Origin of the sequence: Leucobacter sp. Ag1, from assembly GCF_000980875.1 — a bacterium.
Taxonomy (GTDB): Bacteria; Actinomycetota; Actinomycetes; order Actinomycetales; family Microbacteriaceae; genus Leucobacter; species Leucobacter iarius.
Map to the genome: position 1 here is coordinate 1 of NZ_LAYO01000081.1, position 20,645 is coordinate 20,645.

A 20,645-nucleotide genomic window follows, 5' to 3' on the forward strand; every position below is an offset into this window, starting at 1 on the left:
TCGCCCGGATCGTCGAGCCCGTAGGCGACGGCGCCGATCCCGGCGTCTATGAGCGCGCGAGCGCAGGGCCCGGTGCGGCCGGTGTGGTTGCAGGGCTCGAGCGAGACGACCGCGGTCAGCTCATCGCCCCGACCCCGCCACTCGGCGGGCAGGTGCGCGAGCGCGTCGACCTCGGCGTGCGCCGTGCCGCTGCCGCGGTGCCAGCCCTCGGCCACGATGCGGCCCTCGGGATCGAGCAGCACGCACCCCACGCGGGGGTTGAGATCGCCCGCCGGCCCGCGCCCGGCGAGGGCGAGCGTGCGCCGCATGGCGCTGCTCAGCAGCTCGTCACCCAGCATTCCGTCTCGTTTCTCGGGTGCCGGGAATAGGGGTCGCCTGCGCAGCGGCAGGTGCCCACGTTCCTTCCATCCGGACTCGGGCGCGCAGTCGAAACTGCCGCCCATCACCGTCGGTACCGGAATTCCACCGGTTCAACCCCGCGAATGCGGGGGTCGCGGACTCTCACCGCCGGTTCGGATTCTCACCGACCCCGGAACCTACGTCTACCCTAACGCCACCCGCTGCGAACTATTCCAGCCGGATTTCGCGAAGTTTCGCGGGGCCGGGTCGGCCGTCACCCGGCGAGGTTGATGAGCTCGTCGAGGAACTTGTCGAGATCGAAGTCGAGGAACCGACCGCTCGTGATCGTGCTCATGGTGAGCGCCAGGATCAGCGCATTGAAGAAGAACGCCATCGACGTGTGCCACACCGTGGTCCAGCGCATGCGCGTCTCGGTCACCCGCACATCGGAGACCGCGAAGGTGGTCGCGTTGGTGAACGAGAAGTACGCGAAGTCGCTGAGCCGCGGATCCTCGGTGCGCGGGAAGTGCAGCGGCGGCACCTCGGCGCGGTGGTAGCGCGAGTAGTAGACGCGGGCGAAGCCCCAGTTGAACAGCGCCCACGAGAGCAGCATCGCGCAGACCGCCGCGGCCTCGAGGAACGCCGTGCGGTCGGCGTCGCGCCGGTTGATGATCACCTGCGCGGCGACCACCAGACCGAACGCGCTCGCGCCGAAGGTCGTGAGATTCGAGAACACCCGCATCACCGGGTGCCCGACGACGCGGCGCACCACGGGCGGATCCTCGTCGCTGATGCGGATCATGATCGTGAGGCCGAGGGCCACGATCCCCAGGTAGAGCGCGGCGATGAGGCACCACACCACCGCGACGATCGAGAGCTCGACCTTGCTCTCGCTCATCGCGAGCGTCCAGCCGAGGAAGACGAGCAGCAGCTGCATCACCACGCCCAGGACCTCGCCCACGACCGTGGTCCAGTTCGCGATCGCCGCGGCGACCCGGGGGAGCCGGCGCTTCTTCACCCGCTCCTTCCGCTTCTTCTTCGGTTTCGCGCTCATGCCCGACGCCCGATCACGACCGGGCGCTCGCCGCCGAGGACGCGAGGTCGCGCAGCGTCGCGTCGGGCAGGTAGGCCCGGGTCAGCGCCACGGCGATGCGGGGCAGATCGCCCTCGTCGCGGTACAGCATGTACAGCGGCTCGTGGCGCGGGTGGAACTTGCGCTTGAAGAAGTGCAGCGAACGGAAGCCGTAGAGCGGCTCGAGGGTTTCGCTCAGGCGGTCGAGCACGAAGTCGACGGGGCCCGGATCCTCCTGCTCGGGGCGCACCAGCGGGGCGCCCGAGAGCGAGACGAACTCGTAGCCGGCCTCGGCGAAGTGCTTCGCGGACTCGGCGATCAGGTACTCCATGACGGGGCCGAAGCCGTCATCGCGCCGGCGCATGAGGTCGAGGGTCCAGCCGCGGATCTGCCCGCCCGGGCCGTACACCGGCAGCCACGAGGTGATGCCGTGCAGGCTGCCCTCGGCGTCGACCGCGATGCCGACGCGGGTCTCGGGATCGCGCGCCTCCTCGACGGTGCCGAGCGTGAAGCGCATCTCGGGCAGGCCCTTGTCACCGCTCCACTGCTCCGAGATGGCGCGCACCTGGGCGAGCACGCTCCACGGCTCGTCGGCGAGCGTGCACATGCGGAACTCGATCCCCTCGCGCGCCGCGCGGTTGATCGACGTGCGCACCGAGTTCCAGCGCTTGCCCGTGAAAGCGAGATCGGGCAGATCGACGATGGTGTCCTCGGCGATCACGGCCGAGCGCCAGCCGGCCGGGCGGTTCTCGTCGCTCAGCGCGGAGGCCGAGAACACGCACGGGACGAACCCGGCGTGCTCGGCGGAACGCGCGAACTCGTCGAGAGCGATGCCGAACTGCTCCTTCGGGGCGATGGGATCGCCGAGTGCGATCGCGACGCCCGCGTGCGCCTGGTAGGCGATGACGCCGGACCCGACGGCGATGTGCCGGTTGTCGGGCCAGCCGATCATCCACGAGATGTTGCCGCCGCCGAACTCGCGCAGGCGGTCGAGCGCCTCGGTACGGGTCAGCGTGCGCGCGGCGAAGGTGCGGCGGGAGTGCAGCAATGGGACGCGGAAGGCGCCGCGGCCGAGCAGCATCACGATCAGCTGCGCCAGCCAGAGCACCGCCGACGGCAGGATCGAGGTGAAGAGGATCCCGGGCTCGTCGAGCAGGCCGAGGTCGAGCGCCTGCGGCAGGAACACGGTCGCGATCACCGCGGTCGCGAGGTTGAAGCAGGCGAAGGCGATCGTCGCGATCCACGCCAGGCGCAGGCCGAGGCGCACGCCGTTCGCCAGGATCGCGATCGCGACGAGGTCGATGATCACGTCGGCGGTCGGGGTGACCGGATCGTTCTCGCCCAGCGGGCCGTTGAACGGGACCAGCAGCGCGAACACCTCGACCACGCCGATCACGATCAGGCCGACGAAGCCGAGCAGTCGCCACTCGCGCACGGTCGGGCGACCCGCGGGGTGCCGGAATGCGGGCAGCAGACCGCTGACGAGCAGGGCGATGCCGACGACGATCGCGTGCTCGACGTTCACGATCTTGCCGACGTAGAGCAGCCCGATGGCCGCCCAGGCGACCACCGCGTAGCGGGCGCGCAGACGCCAGGGGGAGGGGAGCGTGCTCATCGCGAAGACGAGGCAGGCGATGGCGCCCGATGCGGGGCCGACGTCGAGCGCGCGCGACACCTGTGCGGCCCACGGCCACCCGTTGTGCGAGGCGAGGGCGAGGGTGCCCGCCGCGCCGAGCGCGCCGACCAGGTGTCCGGCGAGGAACAGACCGAGCGCGCGGAGCGAGCCGAACTTGGCCTCCGCCCAGCCGACGCCGCCGACCACCAGCGGCAGCGCGCCGATCACCCGGAGCGGGTGGGCGATGAACCACGGCGAGGTGCCGAGGGTCCACCAGTGCCCCTGCCGGAACGCGGGCAGGCCCGTCGCGACGTCGTGGTACCAGGGCAGGCGCGCGAGCGGAGTGATGTGGGTTCCCGTGAGGATCGCGATGACGATCATCACCGCGACGAGCGCGATGGTGAAGGGGAACTGCGCGAGCCAGCGCAGGGTGCGCTGCAGCACGCGCACCGCTTTCGAAGGCTCGGGGCGCTCGGCCGGCTCGACGGGCTCCGTCGGGGCGGCCTTCGCGGGAGGTTCGCTCATGCGGAATATTTTACGGAGCGAATGCTGCGGAACATCCTCGGAACGCGGTGTTCGCGCGCGAAATGGTACCCAGGTTCCATGCGGGCGCGCCGGATCGGGCCGGAGCCCGGGCGTTCGCCGGGCTCTTGCCCGGTACCCGGCGGGGAGGCGTAGCCTGAGGGCGGACGCCCGAACCGGCGCCCGTTCGATCTGCGGCCGCACACCCGCGGCCAGAAGAGGAGGCCGCGTTGCGTGCTGTCACCTACGTCAAGAACAACACCGTCGAGATCCACGACAAGCCCGTTCCCGAGATCCAGCCCGATGAGGTGCTGCTGAAGGTCGGCGGGGCCGGCCTCTGCCACTCCGACATCGCGATCATCGGCATGGGCGACGAGAACCCGCTGATCGGCGGCACCCTCGGCCACGAGGTCTCGGGCACGGTCGAGCAGCTCGGATCCGACGTCTCGGGCTGGCGAGTCGGCGACCGCGCCCTCGTCGCGCTCATCCTCTCCTGCGGCCAGTGCCGCGAGTGCCTGGCCGGCCGCGACAACCAGTGCGAGGTCGTCTACCCGCGCAGCGCGCTCGCCCCGCTCTCGCCCGGCATCGGCAGCCCCGGCGGCATGGCCGACTACATCGCCGTGAAGGCGCGCCACCTCGACCCCATCGGCGACCTCGACCTCGTCGCCGCGGCACCGCTCGCCGACGCCGCGCTCACGCCCATGCACGCCATCAACACCGTGCGCGACCGCATGACCGGCGATGCGACGGTCGTCACCATCGGCCTCGGCGGCCTCGGGCACATGGCCCTGCAGATCCTCGCCGCGACCACGGGCGCCCGCATCATCGCGCTCGACACCGACCCCGAGAAGCTCGCCTTCGCGCGCGAGCACGGCGCCGACCTCGCGATCCCGAGCGACGGGGCCGCAGCGGCCCGGATCCTCGAGGAGACCGGCGGTGTCGGTGCCGATGTCGTGTTCGACTTCGTCGGCGTGCAGCCCACCGTCGACCTCGCGGTCGCCGTCGTGCGCGGCGGCGGCGCGATCCGCTTCGTCGGCCTCGGAGGCGGATCCTTCCCCTACGTCGCGGGCAGCGGCACCCCGCTGCCGTGGGGCGTGAACATCGAACGCGCCTACGGCGGCACCCGATCCGACATGCGCCAGGCCGTCGCGCTCGCCCGCGCCGGCAAGATCGGCGTCGAAGTGGTGCGCTACTCGCTCGACGACGCCGTGCAGGCCTTCGACGACCTGCACCACGGGCGCGTGCAGGGCCGGGCGGTGCTCGTCCCGTGAGCGAGCCGGTTCCGTCCGGTCGCGCCGGTCGCGCCGGTCGCGCGAACCCGATCCTCGGCACCGTCGGGCTGCTGTGGATCGTGGCGCCGATCTGGTACTTCCTGTGCGAGGCCATCGCCGCGTCCGCGTTCCCCGGGTACAGCTACGCCACGTTCTTCATCAGCGACCTCGGCGTGCCCGACGGGGGAACGCTCGACGGGCGCACGCTCGACTCGCCGCTGCACACGGTGATGAACGCCGGATTCCTCGGCGAGGGGCTCCTGTTCGGGATCGGGCTCGCGCTGCTCGCGCCCGCCGTGCGCCGCGGGCTCGCCGGGGGCGCGTTCCTCGCGTTCGGCGCGATCCACGCGGCCGGGATCGCGCTCGTCGGGCTCGTCCCCGGATCGCCCGCGAACGCCGAGAGCGGGCTCATGATCTTCCATATCGTCGGCGCGATCGGTGCGATCGCGGGCGGCAACCTGACCGCGATCGCGTCGTACCGCGCCGTGCCGCAGCTCGGCCGATACGGGAAGCTCGGGCCGATCCTCGGGGCGCTCGGATTCGTCAGCGCCGCGCTGCTCGTCGCGCACGTACTGCTGCCCGCCGGGATCTCGGAGCGGGGCGCGGTCGCGAGCTTCATGGTCTGGCAGCTGGGCGCCGGCATCGCGCTGTGGCGTGCGCGGGATCGTGCGGGGGCGGGCGTGGGCGCGGGCGTGGGTTCGGGTTCGGGTTCGGGGGTGGGCTCGGGTGCGCCGGGTTCGGGTCCCGGCGCGTAGTCGCCGCCCCTGATATCCCGTCGAGTGGCGCCAGACGAATGCTTCGGAGGGCGTGAAGGAGCGGTTTGCCGCCACTCGACGAAGGTCTCTGGCGAGGGCGCGGGGTGTGGGGTGTGGGGTGTGGGGTGTGCGAGCGGGAAGCGCGCGCCACCCTCGGAACGCGATCGAGGGGCCCGTGTCGGGGGTTATGGAAGTCCACAACCCCGACAGGAGCCCCTCGGCGATGCTGGCCGCGAGCCCGCGAGAACTACGCGCGGGAGCGCAGGCGCCTGCGGGCGACCAGCGCCACGGCGCCCGCGAGCAGCAGGAGGCCCGCAGCGGGAAGCGCGACGCCGTCCGCGGGGGCACCGGTCTGCGCGAGCGATCCCTGGCCCTTGGCCCCGGATCCCGTCCCGTCGGCCGCCCCGTTCGCGCTCGCCGAGGCGCTGCTGGTCGCCGAACCCTTCGCGTCCGAGTTCGATCCGCCCGAGTCGCTCGACCCGTTCGCACTCGAACTCGCGTTCGCGTTCGCCTCGGCCTCCGTGCCGACCCCGACGAACGCGATCGATGCGGTCTGCGGCGCGGTCTCGACGCCGAGCTCGGCTCCGTTCGCGTCGACGGCGGTCGCGGTGATCCGCAGCGCGAAGGTCTGGGGGCCCTCCGCGACGGTGCGGGTCGTCTGCAGCTGCAGGGTCCCCCCGGGGGCGACGACCGCGGTGGACGCCGGATCCGACGCCGCGGCGGACGATCCCGAGGCTTCGGAGGCGATCCGGAACCCGGTGAGCGGGGTGCCGCCGGTGTTGGTCACGGTCACGGTGATCCCGGCCTGCGAGCCCGCGGGGACCTGCGGGTTCGGGGTGCCGACCGATCCGGTCGCGCTCGCGACGGCCGAGAACGAGGGGATCCCGGTGATGCTCATGGCGAGGTCGGTGAAGCCGCCGTCATCGTTCCACCGCGTGTCCGCCGTGCGGGTGAAGGTGGTGCGGAAGCGCGGGGACTCGGCCGGCGAATCGCAGGTGTCGCCGGTCGCGGTCGACGCCGAGGACTTCACGAGTCCCTGCGCCAGGTCCAGCGTTCCGAAGATGCCGCCCTCGCACTCGTACGAGCCCCAGATGTCGGTGGGCGCCGCGGGCGCCTCGGCGGATCCGGCCCCGCTGTGCGCCGTGCCCGCGAGGGTGATCGCGCCGGTCGCGAAGTCGATGGTGGATCCGGTCGTGAAGTAGGAGTACCGCACGCCGGCGGCGTTGCGCCCGTCGGAGGTCGCGGCGCTCGTATCGAGCAGGCTGGCGCCGAGCTGCCCGATCACCTCGCCGGTGCGGGCGGCGCGATCCACGACGAGCGCGGTCTTCTCCTCGACGCCGAAGCTGCGGTCGTGTCCCGTGGCGATCGCGAGGCGCACGATGCGGGGCTGGCGGTCGCGGCGCGCGAAGTGGGAATCGAGCATGCCTTCGGTGAAGAAGCCGAAGCCGCCCGACGGGATCGACGCGAGTCGGTCGTCCTCGAACCAGCCGACCGTCGCGCCGTCGCGCCACGAGGGGTAGGGATCCCCGCCCGAGATCATGTCGGCGCCCTGCTGGATCGTGAGGCCCGCGCTCGTGCCCGCGGTGACGCCGCCGGACTCGACGACCTCGCGGATCGCGGCCATCACGGGGGTGTCGGTGCAGGAGGTGAACGCGTAGATGTCGGCCGCGGCCTGATCGGGAGCGGTGCAGTCCATGAACGCGCGCACGTAGTTGATCTGGTCGCCGCCGCCGAAGTAGACGGCGTCGGAGTCGCGCACGGCCTGCGCGACGGCCGCGCTCTTCGCGTTGTCGGCGCTGTAGGGATCGCCGGGGTAGTCCTCGCCGGGGTTCACGTCGACGGGCACCGGGTAGACGTCGGCGCCGTGCGCGGCGAACCAGTCGGAGTAGTAGAGACCGTTGGCAGTCGCGTTGTCGTAGGTGTTGCCGTCGGCCGCCTCGGTGGCGTTCGGCGCGACCTCCGAGGCGGTCGTGACGATCGCGATGCGGGGCTTCTTGTCGCCCGCGTGCTGCTTCGCGAGGTCGACGATCCGCTGGATGATCGCCTCGCTGTTGGCCTCGCCGGGCTTGATGGCTCCGCCGATCAGCACGATGCTGCCGTTCGGCGCGGTGGACGCCGTCGGCGCAGCCGGTGCTGCCGGTGCGTTCGGCTCGGCGGCGCGCGGCTGCGGCGCGGCCGTCGCGGCGGGGGCGATGGCGGTGGCGCAGAGCGCGCCCGCGGTGAGCGCGACGGCGACGGCGGTGCCGAGGCGCGCGCGGCGTGGGGGAAGGGGCATGCGGGATCTCCGGTCTCGTCATTGAGGGGTGGACGGCGCAAGTATTTCACGCAAACCGAATGCCTGCAATAATCGAAACAAACATTTCATGACCGGTGGCGACCGCGTGGGTGGAGCCTCCGTCGATAGACTGACGGCGTTTCACGTGCAACGCGGCGCTCAGGCGGCCCGCGCTGCCGGTACGGGCAGATCCGCGGCGCCGCTCGCTCGCGCGGCGGGCGCCGGACGGAGAGGATGCGACGCATGACAGGATCTCGCGAGGCGAACGGGCCGGCAGCGGAGGCGCTGCCGGGCACCGACTCCGTGGCGGCGCGGATCCGCGAGCGCATGGGCGACTGCACGCCCTCCGAGCGCAAGGTCGCCCGCACCCTGCTCGCCGCCTACCCCGTCGCCGGCTTCGAGACCGTCGCCGGGCTCGCCGAGCTCGCCGAGGTGAGCGGCGCCACCGTCGTGCGCTTCACCACCCGCCTCGGCTACAGCGGGTTCCCCGACTTCCAGCGCGCGCTGCGCGGCGAGCTCGAGCAGCGCAGCGCGTCGCCCATGGCGCTCTACGAGCGCACCGGACTCGCCCGTCGCGCCGTCGCCCCCGGCGATCTCGCGGGGCTCGCCGAGGATCCGGTCGAGGACCTGCGCGCGACCTTCGCGAGCCTCTCCGACCACGACTTCGGCACGACCGTCGAGGCGATCGCCAACCCCAAGCACCGGGTCTGGCTCGTGGGCGGACGCTACAGCACCTTCCTCGCCGAGTACCTCGCGGCCAGCCTGCAGCAGCTCCGCCCCGCGGTGCAGATGGTGCCGACGATGGCCAGCCTGCGCGCCGCGACCGTCACCGGTTTCGATGCGAAGGACGTCGTGATCGCGTTCGACTTCCGCCGCTACGAGGCCGCCACCCGATCCGTCGTGCAGCTCGCGAAGGCACGGAAGTCGACCGTCGTGGTCGTCACCGACCGCTGGGTGTCGCCCTGCGCGACCGACGCGGACGCCGTGCTCACGAGCGTCGCCTCCGAACGCGGCCCCTTCGACTCCGTGCTGCCCGTCATGGCGCTCATCGAGGCGCTGTTCGAAGCGCTCGTCACTCGCATCGGCGATCCGGCCCGCGACCGCATCGCGCGCATCGAGCGGACGGCGCAGCAGCTCGAGGTGATCTGAGCTGAACCGGGGCGGGCCCCGTCATCCTGCGACTCGCACGCTCGCGCAGGATGACAGGGAGGCTGTGCGCGCTCGCGCAGAATGACGGTCGCCCCGGATCAGGTCCGCGGAGTCACCGCACCGCCGAGAGGAACGCCCGGGTGCGCTCGTGCTGCGGATCCCCGAGGACCTGCGCGGGCGTGCCCTGTTCGATGATCTGCCCGCCGTGCATGAACACGACCCGGTCGGCGACCTCGCGGGCGAAACCCATCTCGTGGGTCACGACGATCATCGTCATGCCCGAGGCGGCGAGGTCGCGCATGACCTTCAGCACGTCGCCGACGAGTTCGGGATCGAGCGCCGAGGTCGGCTCGTCGAACAGCATGAGCTTGGGTTCCATGCAGAGGGCGCGCGCGATGGCGACGCGCTGCTGCTGACCGCCCGAGAGCTGCCGCGGGTACGACTTCGCCTTGTCGGCGAGCCCGACCTGGTCGAGCAGGGCGAGCGCGCGCGGCAGCACCTCCGACGTCTTCTGCTTCAGCACGGTGCGCGGCGCGAGCATGATGTTCTCGAGCACGGTCATGTGGCCGAACAGGTTGAAGTGCTGGAACACCATGCCGGTCTGGGTGCGATCCCGGCAGATGTCGCCGTGGCTCTTCTCGTGCAGGGTGCGGCCGCGCAGGTCGTAGCCGACGACGTCGCCGTCGATCCAGATGCGGCCGCCGTCGAGCTTCTCGAGGTGGTTGATGCAGCGCAGCAGCGTGCTCTTGCCGGATCCGGACGCGCCGATGAGGCAGACGACCTCGCCGCGCTGCACCTCGAGGTCGACGCCCTGCAGCACCTGCAGGGATCCGAAGTGCTTGCGCACTCCGGCCGCCCGCACCATCGGCTCGGGAGAGGAGCCGGTCTCGGCCGCGATGCCGGTGATCGTGTCGGTGCTCACAGGGTGGCCGCCTTTCCGGTCGCCTCGGGTGCGTGGACGCGCATCGCCTTGCGCAGGCGGTCGGTCCACGAGGTGGGGGTGTGGCGGGAGGTGCCGCGCGAGAAGCGGCGCTCGAGCCAGCCCTGACCGAGGGTGAACACGGTCGTCATGATGATGTACCAGATGCTCGCGACGATCAGCATCGGGATGACCTGGAAGTTCTTCGCGTAGATCACCTGCGTCGAGTACAGGAGCTCCGAGACGGCGAGCACGCTGACGAGCGAGGTCTGCTTGAGCATGCCGATCGCCTCGTTGCCGGTCGGCGGGATGATGACGCGCATCGCCTGCGGCAGGACGACCTTCAGCATGGTCTGCATGCGGTTGAGGCCGAGGGCGCCGGCGGCTTCGCTCTGCCCGGAGTCGACCGACAGGATCCCGGCGCGCACGATCTCGGACATGTACGCGGCCTCGTTGAGGCCGAGGCCGAGGATCGCGGCCATGAGCGGCGTCACGATCTGGTTGGCGTCGAGGTGCACGCCGGGGATCCCGAAGGTGATGTCGGGGTAGAGCGCGGCGAGGTTGTACCAGAGCAGCAGCTGCACCAGCACGGGGGTGCCGCGGAACGCGAACACGTAGAACCCGGCGGCGGCGCGCACCACCGGGTTCACGGAGAGGCGCATCACGGCGAGGACGATGCCCAGCACGATGCCGAGCAGCATGCACACGACGGTCAGGAGCAGGGTGATCTGGATCCCGCGCGCGATGGAGACGTCGCGGAAGTAGAGCCCGATGACGTCCCAGTGGAAGCGCGGGTTCGTCACCGCCGAGTACAGCAGCAGGCCGAACAGGGCGATGATGACGATCGCGGATACCCAGCGCCACGGGTACTTCTTGTTGGCGATCGCGTAGTCCTCGTCCGCGCGCAGCGGTTTCACGGAGGTACTGCTCATGGTCGATGCGTCCTTCGAGTGCGAGCGGATTACTGGACGGGGACCTGCGCCGGGGTGACGTAGTTGCTCTCGTTGATGCCCCACTTCTCGAAGGCCTGCTTGTAGGCCTTGGTGGTGACGAGCTTCTCGAACGCGGCGGTGACGGCCGGGGTGAGCGCGGATCCCTTAGGCAGCACGAGCCCGGTCGGCTTGGGCGCGAAGTCGCCGCCGGAGGCGAGCTCGAACGCGCCGGTGATCTTCGCCTGGTAGCCGAGGCCGGTCGCGCCGGACGAGACGGCCTCGACGCGGCCGGAGGTCAGCGCGGTGATCGCCTTGTCGGAGCCGGGGAACAGCTTGATGTCGATGGCCTTCTTGCCGGCCTTCGTGCACTCCTCGCTGAATGCCGGGAGGATCTCCTGGCCCTGCGTCGTGCCGGACTCGGCGCCGATGGTGCGGCCGCAGAGGCTCATGGCGTCCATCTTGAGCTTGTCGGGGTTGCCGGTGGGCACCGCGAGGCCGCTGCCCGACTGGTGGTAGACGACGAAGTCGGCGTTCTTCTTGCGCTCATCGGTGACGGAGAAGGCCGACATCGACATGTCGTACTTGCCGGAGCTGAGGCCGGGGATGATCGCGTCGAAGCCCGACGGCGTGAACTCGACCTTGAGGCCGAGCAGCTGGCCGACCGAGTCGGCGAGGTCGACGTCGAGACCGATGAAGGTCTTGTTGTCGTCGGCGTAGCCCTCGAAGGGGAGGTAGGTGGGATCGGTCGCGATGCGCAGCGTGCCGCGCTTCACGACGTCGGCGGGGAGCAGCTTCTGCGCGGACGCGTCGACGCTGAGCTTCTCGATGGTGTCGGGGGCCTGGGTGGACGCGGTCTTGCCGTCCGTCTGCTTCGCGGTCTCTTCGGCGGCGTTGGTGCAGCCGGTGAGGGTGAGCGCGAGGATCGCCGACGCGGCGAGAGCCGCGGGCGCGAGGCGGGGGAGGTGCATGGTGGTCCTTTCTCGACACTGAGGTGGGCCAAGTGTTTCATGTAGAACGATTGATCGCAATCTCTGAAATATTCGTTACGGCTTCGTGATGCGTGTTTCGCGACTGGCGCGACGTCGAAACCTGTGTTTCACTGTGGGGTATTCAGATCGCGAGTGACGTGATCGTTTCAGTGAATCCGTAGATCCGTGGACGATGGGGACCCCGTAGGTATGCGCGCAGGCGAGCTGCTCGAACGAGCTCAGACGATGCAGGAGGACTACGCGCGGGATCTCGCCGCGCTGGTCGCGATCGATTCGGGATCCGACGACCCCGACGGGGTGAACCGGGTCGCCGACTGGATCGAAACCCGACTGCGCAGCCTCGGCTTCGCGGTATCGCGCAGCTCCGCGGGCGCCCCGCAGTACGGCGACGTGCTCGTCGGGCGCAGGCAGGGGAACGGCAGCGGCACCGTCGTGCTGTTCGGGCACATGGACACCGTGTTCGAGCGCGGCGACGCGGCCCGGCGGCCGTTCTCGGTCGACGCGGACGGCCTCGCGCACGGACCGGGCGTCTGCGACGACAAGGCCGGTGTCGTCGCCGGCCTGCACGCGGCGGCGCACCTCATCGCCGCGGGTGACGAGCGCTACGGCGAACTCGTGCTCGTGTTCACCCCCGACGAGGAGATCGGCTCGCCCGTCGGTGGACCGGCGCTGCAGTCGGTCGCCCGCGGCGCCGACGTCGCGCTGTGCCTTGAGTGCGCGCGCGAGAACGGGGACCTGGTGCTCGCGCGCAAGGGTGCCGTCGACCTCGTGCTGGAGGTCGAGGGCGTGGCCGCGCACTCCGGCATCGAACCCGAGCGCGGAGTGCACGCCGGGCTCGAGGCCGCCCACCTCACCGTGTTCCTGCAGGCGCTCGCGGATCCCGCCGCCCGGCTCACCGTCAACGTCGGCATGCTGCGGGCCGGCGAACGCACCAACGTGGTGCCCGACCGCGCGGTGCTGCACGTCGAAGCGCGCGCCGCCGAGGCCGCGGTGCTGAACGGGGTCATCGACCGGATCCGCGCGCGCTGCGTCGATCCCGCGGTGCCCGGCGCCCGCATCACGGTGCGCGAGATCGACCACTGCCCGCCCATGGAGGCCGGCCCGGACGCGCTGCGGCTCGGCGACCTGGCGCTCGAGGTCGCGGGGGAGCTCGGGTTCGCGCCTGCGCTCGCGCGGACCGGTGGAGTGTCGGACGCGAACCGGGTCGCCGCGCTGGGCGTGCCGACGCTCGACGGGCTGGGCCCGGTCGGCGGCGGCGACCACAGCCCCGTCGAATGGCTCGACCTCGCGAGCGTGCCCCAGCGCGTGGCGCTGCTCGCGACCCTCATCGAAGAGGCGCCCGCGCAGCTCCGCGGCGAGGGGTGAGAGCGGGAGCGCGTCTGCGTGTGCGGGGAGGGGCGGAGCGCTGACAGGATGGATGCCATGTCCTGGATGCGCGCGTCACCGATCGAGACCGAGCGCCTCCTGCTGGAACCGCTCCGCGTCGAGCACGCGATCGAGATGCCGCCGGTGCTCTCCTCGCCCGAGCTGTACGTCTTCACCGGAGGGGAGCCCCCGACCGAGGGCGATCTGCGGGCGCGGTATCTCCGTCAGGCCGCGGGACAGTCGCCGGCGGGTGACGCGGGGTGGCTGAACTGGATCATCCGGAGGCGGGATGCGCGATCCGTCGTCGGGTACGTCCAGGCCACCGTCTCCGAGCAGGACGGCGCGCTGCTCGCCGATGCGGCCTGGGTGGTCGGTCACTCCGAGCAGGGTCGGGGCGTGGCGACCGAGGCGGCCGGGGCCATGCTCGACTGGTTGCGGCAGCAGGGGGTATCGGTCATCGTCGCGTGCATCCACCCCGAGAACCGGGCCTCTGCCGGAGTCGCCCGGCGCCTCGGCTTCACCCGCACGGGGCGGACGCTCGACGGCGAGGCGGTGTGGGAGCTGCGGGGCTGAGCTCCGGCTCGGTTCCGAGCCCCCGTCCTGCCTCGCCACACCTCCTTCGCTCCTTCGCTCCGTTGCCGAATTGCGTCGAGAGGCGCCAAACAGCGGGAATGACGTCCCGATAGCACGGTTTGACGCCACTCGGCGAGGGCGGGCATGCGTTTGCGCGCGCACGCGAAGAGGCCCGCGAACCCTCTCGGGGTCACGGGCCTCTTCACATGCCGGTGGATCGGCGCGCTCAGCTCACCGGGCGGGCAGCGTCAGCGGACGAAACCGATGCGGTCGTAGACGCGATCGAGGGTGGCGGTCGCCACCTCGTTCGCACGGTCGGCGCCCTTCGCCAGGAGACGGTCGAGCTCGGCCGGATCCGCCAGCAGCTCTTCGGTGCGCTCGCGGATCGGGGTGAAGGTCCCGTCGACGACCTCGGCCAGAGCCTTCTTGAGGTCGCCGTAGCCGCGGCCCTCGAACTCCTGCTCGATCGACTCGATCATGCGCCCGGTGAGCACCGAGTAGATGGTGAGCAGGTTCGAGACGCCGGGCTTGTTCTCGCGGTCGTAGCGGATCTCGCCGTCGGCGTCGGTGACCGCGCGCATGATCTTCTTGCGCGTCACGTTCGCGGGGTCGAGCACCTTGATGAGGCCCGCCTCGCTCTCGGCCGACTTCGACATCTTCGCCTCGGGGTTCTGCAGGTCGTAGACCTTCGCGGTGCCCTTCTGGATCTGCGCCTCGGGCACCACGAAGGTGTCGCCGAAGCGGCTGTTGAAGCGGGTCGCGAGGTCGCGCGTCAGCTCGACGTGCTGGCGCTGATCCTCGCCCACCGGCACGATGTCGGTCTGGTAGAGCAGGATGTCCGCGGCCATGAGGATCGGGTAGGTGAACAGCCCGACCGAGGACGCGTCGGCGCCGTGCTTCTGCGACTTGTCCTTGAACTGGGTCATGCGGCTCGCCTCGCCGAAGCCCGTGATGGTGTTGAGCACCCAGGCGAGCTCGGTGTGCGCGGACACCTGCGACTGCACGAACAGGGTCGACTGCTCGGGATCGATGCCGGCGGCGATGTACTGCGCTGCGGTGCGGCGGGTGCGGGCCGCGAGCTCGGCCGGGTCCTGCGGGACCGTGATGGCGTGCAGGTTCACGACGCAGAAGAACGCGTCGAAGCTCTGCTGCATGTTGACCCACTGGGTCAGCGCGCCGATGTAGTTGCCGAGCTGCAGCGAGTCGGACGAGGGCTGCATGCCCGAGAAGAGGACGGGTTTGGTGTGCGAAGTCATGAGTGTCTCCCGCGGCCGATGCGCGGCCGCGTCAGGTGAGGGATTCGGAGGGCCTGCGAGGGCCCCGGGGAAGCGTGCCCGTTGCTAGGCGCCGACTCGGTAGTCGACGACGACGGGGGCGTGATCCGACCATCGCTCGTCGTAGGAGGCGGCGCGGTCGATCACGTAGTTCTCGACCCGCTCGCCGAGCTGCGGGGTGACCACGTGGTAGTCGATACGCCAGCCCGTGTCGTTGTCGAAGGCCTGGCCGCGGTTGGACCACCAGGAGTACGGGCCGTCGACCTCGCCGGCCCAGCGGCGCCCCACGTCGATCCAGCCGTGGCCGACGCCCTCGGAGCCGTCGACGCCGACGACGGTCTCGCCGCGAGGCCCGAAGAAGCGGTCGAAGTAGGCCCGCTCGCGGGGCAGGAAGCCGGAGCGCTTCACGTTGCCCTTCCAGTTCTTGATGTCGAGCTCGCGGTGACCGACGTTGAAGTCGCCCACGATGGTGACGAGTGCGCGCTCGGCGGCCAGCTGGTCGAGGCGCACGCCCATCGCGTCGAGGAAGGCCCACTTGGCCTCCTGGCGGGGAGTGTCGACCTCGCCCGAGTGGGTGTAGTTGCTGATCACCGTGACGATCTCGCCGCCCACCTCGAAGTCGGCCTCGATCCAGCGGCCGCTGGACTGGATCTGCTCCTGGTCCTCCTCGGCGCCGAGGCCGACGCGGTGCGCCACGGCCGGCACCCGGCTGGCGATGGCGACGCCCGCACGGCCCTTGATGTTGCACGGATCGTGCAGGATCTGCCACTCGTCGCCGAAGAGGTCGGCCAGGTGGCTGTCGTCGGCGCGGACCTCCTGCATGGCGAGCACGTCGACGCCGCGCGAGGCGAGCCAGTCGCCCATGCCCTTGCGGAAGGCGGCACGGACGCCGTTGACGTTGACGGATGCGACACGCAGGGTTTGGGTCATGCCCACCATCCTAATTGGCGCCACCGACATCGGCTCGGGGAGATTCGCCGAGCCGGGCCGGGGCGGCACGGCCGTCCGCGTCGATGTCGGACCCCGGGCGTAGGATGAGCGCGTTCTTCTCACGAAAGGCAGCGATGCGCGCAACCGAAATCCGTCCGTGGCCCGCCCTGTGGTCCATGGTGCTGGGCTTCTTCATGATCCTGATGGACACGACGATCGTCTCCGTCGCGAACCCCTCGATCATGCTCGGACTCGGCACGACCATGAACGCCACGCTCTGGGCCACGAGCGCCTACCTGCTCGCGTATGCGGTCCCGCTGCTCATCACCGGCCGCCTCGGCGACCGCTTCGGGCCGCGCCGTCTCTACCTCATCGGTCTCGTCGTCTTTACGCTCTCCTCGCTCGCCTGCGGCCTGTCGACCGAGATCGGCTCGCTCATCGTCGCCCGCGTCTTCCAAGGGCTCGGCGCCGCACTCATGACCCCGCAGACCATGGCGGTCATCACGCGCATCTTCCCGCCGCGCCAGCGGGGATCCGCGATGGCGGTCTGGGGCATCACCGCGGGCGTCGCGACCCTGGTCGGCCCGATCCTGGGCGGCTTCCTGCTCGACGCGCTGAGCTGGGAGTGGATCTTCTTCATCAACGTGCCCGTCGGCATCGTCGGCTTCATCCTCGCGATGCGCTACGTGCCGAAGCTCGAGACCCACGCGCACCGCTTCGACTGGGTGGGCGTCGTGCTGAGCGCGCTCGGCATGTTCCTGCTCGTGTTCGGCATCCAGGAGGGCGAGACCTACGACTGGGGCGTCATCTGGGGCCCCATCTCGGTCTGGCTGCTCATCATCGCCGGGGCCGTCGTGCTCGCGCTGTTCGTGGTCTGGCAGGCCGTGCAGAAGGGCGAGCCGCTGCTGCCGCTCGGCATCTTCCGCGACCGCAACTTCTCGGTCGGCACCGGCGCCATCACCACCGTGGGGCTGTCGGTCACCGCCATGGGCCTGCCGCTGATGTTCTACTTCCAGCTGGTGCGCGGACTCACCCCGACGCAGTCGGCGCTCATGCTGGTGCCGATGGCGCTGCTCTCCGCGGGCCTCGCGCGCCCGGTCGGCCTGCTCATCGACCGCAGCGACCCCCGACGCCTCTCCACCATCGGCCTTGCGGTGTTCGCCGCGGGCATGCTGCTCTACATCCTGCTGATGAAGCCCGACACCGAAATCTGGCTGCTGCTCATCCCGAGCGCGGTCATGGGCGTCGCGAACGCCTTCATGTGGGGGCCGCTCGCGTCCATCACCACCTTCGGACTGCCGCCGCAGCTGGCCGGCGCGGGCTCAGGCGTCTACAACACGAGCCGTCAGATCGGCGCGGTGCTCGGCTCCGCGCTCATGGCCGTGATCATGCAGGCGCGACTCACCTCCCACCTCGGCGCAGCGGGCGCGACGGGGTCCGAGCACGGCGCGCTCGCCCAGCTGCCCGAGCAGGTGCGCGAGCCCTTCGCGCAGGCCATGGCCGAGTCGCTCTACCTGCCGGTCGGCGCGATCATCATCGGCGTGGTCGTCACCCTGCTCTTCGGAGCGCGCCCCGCGTCGACCCGCAGCACCCCGGTCGTCGGCGAGGCCGACGATGCCGCTGCCGAGGCGTCGGCCGACGCTCCCGCGCAGCGCGCCGAATAGCGCGCGTCTCTCGACGCGCGAGGCGGGCACCGGGTCGATCCCGGTGCCCGCCTCGCGCGTTTCAGGAAGCGGCGCCTGTTGCGCCTTCTCTCACGTGCTCCCTGCTCGCGCTTCGCTATCCGGCGCGGTGCTTCGCAACCAGGCGGCGGCCCTGCGCCCGGCTCACCAGCATCCAGATCCAGCCGACGACGCACAGGCCGGCGACGACGAAGGCGATCGTCGTGAAGGTCATGGGGACGCCCACGCTCCCGGCCGCGGTATGGCCGGCGCTGATCGCGTCCTCGAGACCGCGGCGGAACGAGAACGCCGCCGCCGCGATCGCGATCGCCGGACCGATGAGCCCGACTGTGAAGCCGCTGAGCAGCACCGCGCCGACGGTGCCGAAGATCGCGACGACGAGACCCAACGAGCGGGGATCGTTGGTCGCGCAACTGCCGCCGCCGCAGTCCCACTCCATGAGGTCGGCCGCATAGGCGAAGCCGTACCCGCCCCAGCAGGCGAGCGCGAGCAGCAGGATCGAGGCGACGAGGAACAGCGGTCTGCGGTATCGGGTGAGGACGGCGCGCATGCCAACGATGCTATCGATCCGATCCGATCCGACCCGACCCGGCTCGGCGCTCGGCGCCCGCCTCCCGGTCCCCGCGGATCCCGGGCGACTAGCATCGGGGCCCATGAACCTGACGCGACGCGGGCTGCTGACCGCCGGAGGCCTCACCGTACTGCTCGGCGGACTCGCCGGCTGCGCGGCGGATCCCGGGAAGAGGGAGCGCCCCTCGAACGAGACCGGAGGCGACGACGACCGCGCCTGGCTCATGCCCGAGGAGGGCGCCGCCGCGCACGCCGCGACCTGGATGTCGTTCGGTGTGAGCGACGATATCTGGGGCGCGGAGCTCGCGCCGGCGGCCCGCGCAGCCCTCGTCGCCGTCGCGAACGCCATCGCCGCGTTCGAACCGGTGAAGGTGCTCGTGCCCTCCGGAACGCGGCCGGAGGGCCTGCACGCGGGCGTCGAGCTCTTCGAGCGCGACGTCGACGACCTGTGGATGCGCGACACGGGTCCGGTGTTCGTGACGGCGGCCGACGGAGCGAAGGCTCTCGGCGGCGTCGACCTCAACTTCAACGGCTGGGGCGACAAGCAGGAGCACGCCGCAGACGCGAAGGTCGCCTCGGAGGTGTGCGAGCTCGCCGACGTCGAACGGATCCGGACGGAGCTCGTGCTCGAAGGAGGCGCCCTCGAAGTCGACGGCGAGGGCACCGCGATCATCACCGAGAGCTGCGTGCTGAACGACAACCGCAATCCCGGATGGACGAAGCGCGAGGTCGAGGAGGAGCTCGGTCGGCTGTTCGGGATCGAGAAGGTGATCTGGTTGCCGGGCATCGCCGGGAAGGACATCACCGACGGGCACACCGACTTCTACGCGCGATTCACCGAGCCGGGCGTCATCGTCGCCGCCCGCGACGACGATCCCGAGAGCTACGACTACGCCGTCACGCGGAAGCACCTCGAGATCCTGAAGACGGCGACCGACGCGCAGGGCCGATCCCTCGTGACGCACGTGCTGCCCGCACCGACCAAGCTGCGGGACGACTACCTGAACGACGATTTCGCCGCCGGATACATCAACTTCTACGTCTGCAACGGCGGCGTCATCGCACCGGAGTTCGGCGACGCCGAGGCCGACGGGTTCGCGCGGAAGACGCTCGAGGGGCTGTTCCCCGGTCGGGAAGTGGTGCAGGTGAACATCGATCCGATCGCGGCGGGTGGCGGCGGGATCCACTGCGCGACCCAGCAGCAGCTGAAGAGCTGAGCCGCGGTGCGGCCGAGCCGCGGATCCGCCGCTCGGTGTGCTAAAACCGGGAGGGTGTCCAGAGCATCGGCGGAGCGCCGCCGATCCGCGAACCCCCGGGAGGGAACCGCATGATCCTCGCATTCTCCGTCGCCCCGAGCGGGGTCGGCCCCGCAGGACCCGCCATGAACGAGGACGGGTCGGTGTCGGCCGCCGTCGCGGCGGCGGTGCGCGTGGTGCGCGAGTCGGGGCTGCCGAACCGAACGAGCTCGATGTTCACCGAGATCGAGGGCGAGTGGGACGAGGTGTTCGACGTGGTGAAGCGCGCCACCGAGGCCGTCGCACCCTTCGGGTCGCGCATCTCCCTCGTCATGAAAGCCGATATCCGCCCCGGTCACGTGGGCGAGATCGACGGCAAGCTCGAGCGCCTCGAGCGGGCGATCGACGCCGCGGAGTAGCCCCGGGCCGTAATCTGTTCGGTCGTGCGCTCAGCCGGATTTGTACGCTCAGCCGGACGAATCCGGTCCGTGCGTCCGGCTGAGCGTGAATATCCGGCTGAGGAACCGCGCTATTCGGTCGCCTCGGGAACCGTGATGTCGGCGACGGTCGCGTCGTAGGCGCGGATCAGCTCATCGGCGTCGACGAAGAGGCTGAAGCCGTGCGCACCCGCCCCCATCGCCACCCGCCGACCGACGATCGTCTCGTCGGCGAACATGGGCCACGCGGTGGAGCTGCCGATGGGGGTGATGGTGCCGCGCTCGTACCCGGTCGCCTCGAACGCGAGCTCCGCCTCGGGCAGCCGGAGCTTGTTCACGCCGACGAGGGCCCGCAGCTTCGGCCACGAGATGGATCGACCGCCGGGGACGAGCGCGAAGAGAAAGGTGCCGTCTGAGCGCTTCACGACCAGGGTCTTGACGATCCCCGAGGGATCGATGCCGAGCAGCTCCGCCGCCTCCGGAAGGGAGCGGGCGGCCGGACGCTCGCGGATCTCGATCTCCAGGCCGCGTTCGGCGGCCGCCTCCCGCACTCGGGCGTGCTGTTCCGGCATGGATCCCCTCCGATATCGACGGACCTCTATCATCCTCCCAGGAGGGGATCGCCGTCGCCGGGGCGGTGGGCGTCCTGCTCGCTGTCGGCAGTCTCACAGCGTCCGCGCAGCTTCCTCATTCGCGGTCCGAGCATGCTGATCTGCGGTACCCCGCACGTCCTCGTCGATC

The 20,645-nt window shown here is 70.7% G+C and carries 19 protein-coding genes; 8 read left to right on the forward strand and 11 right to left on the reverse strand.

Annotated features, from left to right (window positions below; all coding sequences use genetic code 11):
- The 3 genes from XM48_RS04860 to XM48_RS04870 all read right to left on the reverse strand — a co-directional run.
- Positions 1–338 (reverse strand): deaminase (locus XM48_RS04860; RefSeq protein ID WP_046454676.1); only part of this gene is annotated, 338 nt, incomplete at its 3' end.
- Positions 339–613: 275 nt separating this feature from the next.
- The gene (locus XM48_RS04865; protein ID WP_052961300.1) at positions 614–1,393 is read right to left on the reverse strand and encodes a DUF1345 domain-containing protein; all 780 of its coding nucleotides are present in this window, start codon (positions 1,391–1,393) and stop codon (positions 614–616) included.
- 13 nt (positions 1,394–1,406) lie between these two features.
- On the reverse strand, positions 1,407–3,551 hold the full coding sequence (locus XM48_RS04870) for a DUF2156 domain-containing protein (protein ID WP_046454677.1): 2,145 nt from the start codon (positions 3,549–3,551) through the stop codon (positions 1,407–1,409).
- A 227-nt stretch (positions 3,552–3,778) separates the two neighbouring features.
- Here XM48_RS04870 and XM48_RS04875 point away from each other — a divergent pair, with 227 nt between their 5' ends.
- On the forward strand, positions 3,779–4,819 hold the full coding sequence (locus XM48_RS04875; protein WP_046454678.1) for an alcohol dehydrogenase catalytic domain-containing protein: 1,041 nt from the start codon (positions 3,779–3,781) through the stop codon (positions 4,817–4,819).
- Positions 4,816–5,574, forward strand: a complete 759-nt coding sequence (locus tag XM48_RS04880) for a DUF998 domain-containing protein (RefSeq protein ID WP_052961301.1) — start codon at positions 4,816–4,818, stop codon at positions 5,572–5,574. Before XM48_RS04875 ends, XM48_RS04880 begins: the two co-directional genes overlap by 4 nt.
- A gap of 247 nt (positions 5,575–5,821) precedes the next feature.
- On the opposite strand, the gene XM48_RS04885 is transcribed toward XM48_RS04880, so the two are convergent.
- Entirely contained in the window at positions 5,822–7,849 is a 2,028-nt protein-coding gene (locus XM48_RS04885) for a cyanophycinase (RefSeq protein ID WP_046454679.1), read from the reverse strand.
- A gap of 243 nt (positions 7,850–8,092) precedes the next feature.
- Here XM48_RS04885 and XM48_RS04890 point away from each other — a divergent pair, with 243 nt between their 5' ends.
- On the forward strand, positions 8,093–8,998 hold the full coding sequence (locus XM48_RS04890; RefSeq protein WP_046454680.1) for a MurR/RpiR family transcriptional regulator: 906 nt from the start codon (positions 8,093–8,095) through the stop codon (positions 8,996–8,998).
- Between the two features lie 112 nt (positions 8,999–9,110).
- Here the strand turns inward: XM48_RS04890 and XM48_RS04895 are convergent, their stop codons facing one another.
- The 3 genes from XM48_RS04895 to XM48_RS04905 are packed head-to-tail and all read right to left on the reverse strand — an operon-like array spanning position 9,111 to position 11,817.
- Positions 9,111–9,863: an amino acid ABC transporter ATP-binding protein gene (locus XM48_RS04895; RefSeq protein ID WP_046454705.1), complete on the reverse strand. Its 753-nt coding sequence runs from the start codon at positions 9,861–9,863 to the stop codon at positions 9,111–9,113.
- Between the two features lie 53 nt (positions 9,864–9,916).
- Positions 9,917–10,849, reverse strand: coding sequence for an amino acid ABC transporter permease (locus tag XM48_RS04900; RefSeq protein WP_046454681.1), 933 nt, complete (start codon positions 10,847–10,849; stop codon positions 9,917–9,919).
- A gap of 29 nt (positions 10,850–10,878) precedes the next feature.
- On the reverse strand, positions 10,879–11,817 hold the full coding sequence (locus XM48_RS04905; RefSeq protein ID WP_046454682.1) for an ABC transporter substrate-binding protein: 939 nt from the start codon (positions 11,815–11,817) through the stop codon (positions 10,879–10,881).
- A gap of 210 nt (positions 11,818–12,027) precedes the next feature.
- On the opposite strand from XM48_RS04905, the gene XM48_RS04910 reads away from it, so the two are divergent.
- Both XM48_RS04910 and XM48_RS04915 read left to right on the forward strand, forming a co-directional pair.
- Entirely contained in the window at positions 12,028–13,203 is a 1,176-nt protein-coding gene (locus tag XM48_RS04910) for a M20/M25/M40 family metallo-hydrolase (RefSeq protein WP_046454683.1), read from the forward strand.
- Between the two features lie 57 nt (positions 13,204–13,260).
- On the forward strand, positions 13,261–13,776 hold the full coding sequence (locus tag XM48_RS04915) for a GNAT family N-acetyltransferase (protein ID WP_046454684.1): 516 nt from the start codon (positions 13,261–13,263) through the stop codon (positions 13,774–13,776).
- A 248-nt stretch (positions 13,777–14,024) separates the two neighbouring features.
- Here XM48_RS04915 and trpS read toward each other — a convergent pair whose 3' ends face one another.
- Together trpS and XM48_RS04925 are read right to left on the reverse strand one after the other, a co-directional pair.
- Positions 14,025–15,032, reverse strand: coding sequence for a tryptophan--tRNA ligase (trpS, locus tag XM48_RS04920; RefSeq protein WP_084821001.1), 1,008 nt, complete (start codon positions 15,030–15,032; stop codon positions 14,025–14,027).
- 84 nt (positions 15,033–15,116) lie between these two features.
- Positions 15,117–15,980: an exodeoxyribonuclease III gene (locus XM48_RS04925; protein WP_046454685.1), complete on the reverse strand. Its 864-nt coding sequence runs from the start codon at positions 15,978–15,980 to the stop codon at positions 15,117–15,119.
- 134 nt (positions 15,981–16,114) lie between these two features.
- Between XM48_RS04925 and XM48_RS04930 the strand changes: the two genes are divergently transcribed.
- Positions 16,115–17,644: a DHA2 family efflux MFS transporter permease subunit gene (locus XM48_RS04930; protein ID WP_046454686.1), complete on the forward strand. Its 1,530-nt coding sequence runs from the start codon at positions 16,115–16,117 to the stop codon at positions 17,642–17,644.
- A gap of 115 nt (positions 17,645–17,759) precedes the next feature.
- On the opposite strand, the gene XM48_RS04935 is transcribed toward XM48_RS04930, so the two are convergent.
- Complete coding sequence (locus XM48_RS04935) at positions 17,760–18,212, reverse strand: hypothetical protein (protein ID WP_046454687.1); 453 nt, start codon at positions 18,210–18,212, stop codon at positions 17,760–17,762.
- A gap of 103 nt (positions 18,213–18,315) precedes the next feature.
- Here XM48_RS04935 and XM48_RS04940 point away from each other — a divergent pair, with 103 nt between their 5' ends.
- The gene (locus tag XM48_RS04940) at positions 18,316–19,449 is read left to right on the forward strand and encodes an agmatine/peptidylarginine deiminase (protein WP_046454688.1); all 1,134 of its coding nucleotides are present in this window, start codon (positions 18,316–18,318) and stop codon (positions 19,447–19,449) included.
- A 110-nt stretch (positions 19,450–19,559) separates the two neighbouring features.
- Positions 19,560–19,886, forward strand: coding sequence for a thiamine-binding protein (locus XM48_RS04945; RefSeq protein WP_046454689.1), 327 nt, complete (start codon positions 19,560–19,562; stop codon positions 19,884–19,886).
- 110 nt (positions 19,887–19,996) lie between these two features.
- On the opposite strand, the gene XM48_RS04950 is transcribed toward XM48_RS04945, so the two are convergent.
- Positions 19,997–20,476 carry an aminoacyl-tRNA deacylase gene (locus tag XM48_RS04950; RefSeq protein ID WP_046454690.1) on the reverse strand — a complete coding sequence of 160 codons (480 nt, stop codon included), beginning with the start codon at positions 20,474–20,476 and terminating at the stop codon, positions 19,997–19,999.
- Positions 20,477–20,645: the final 169 nt, after the last annotated feature.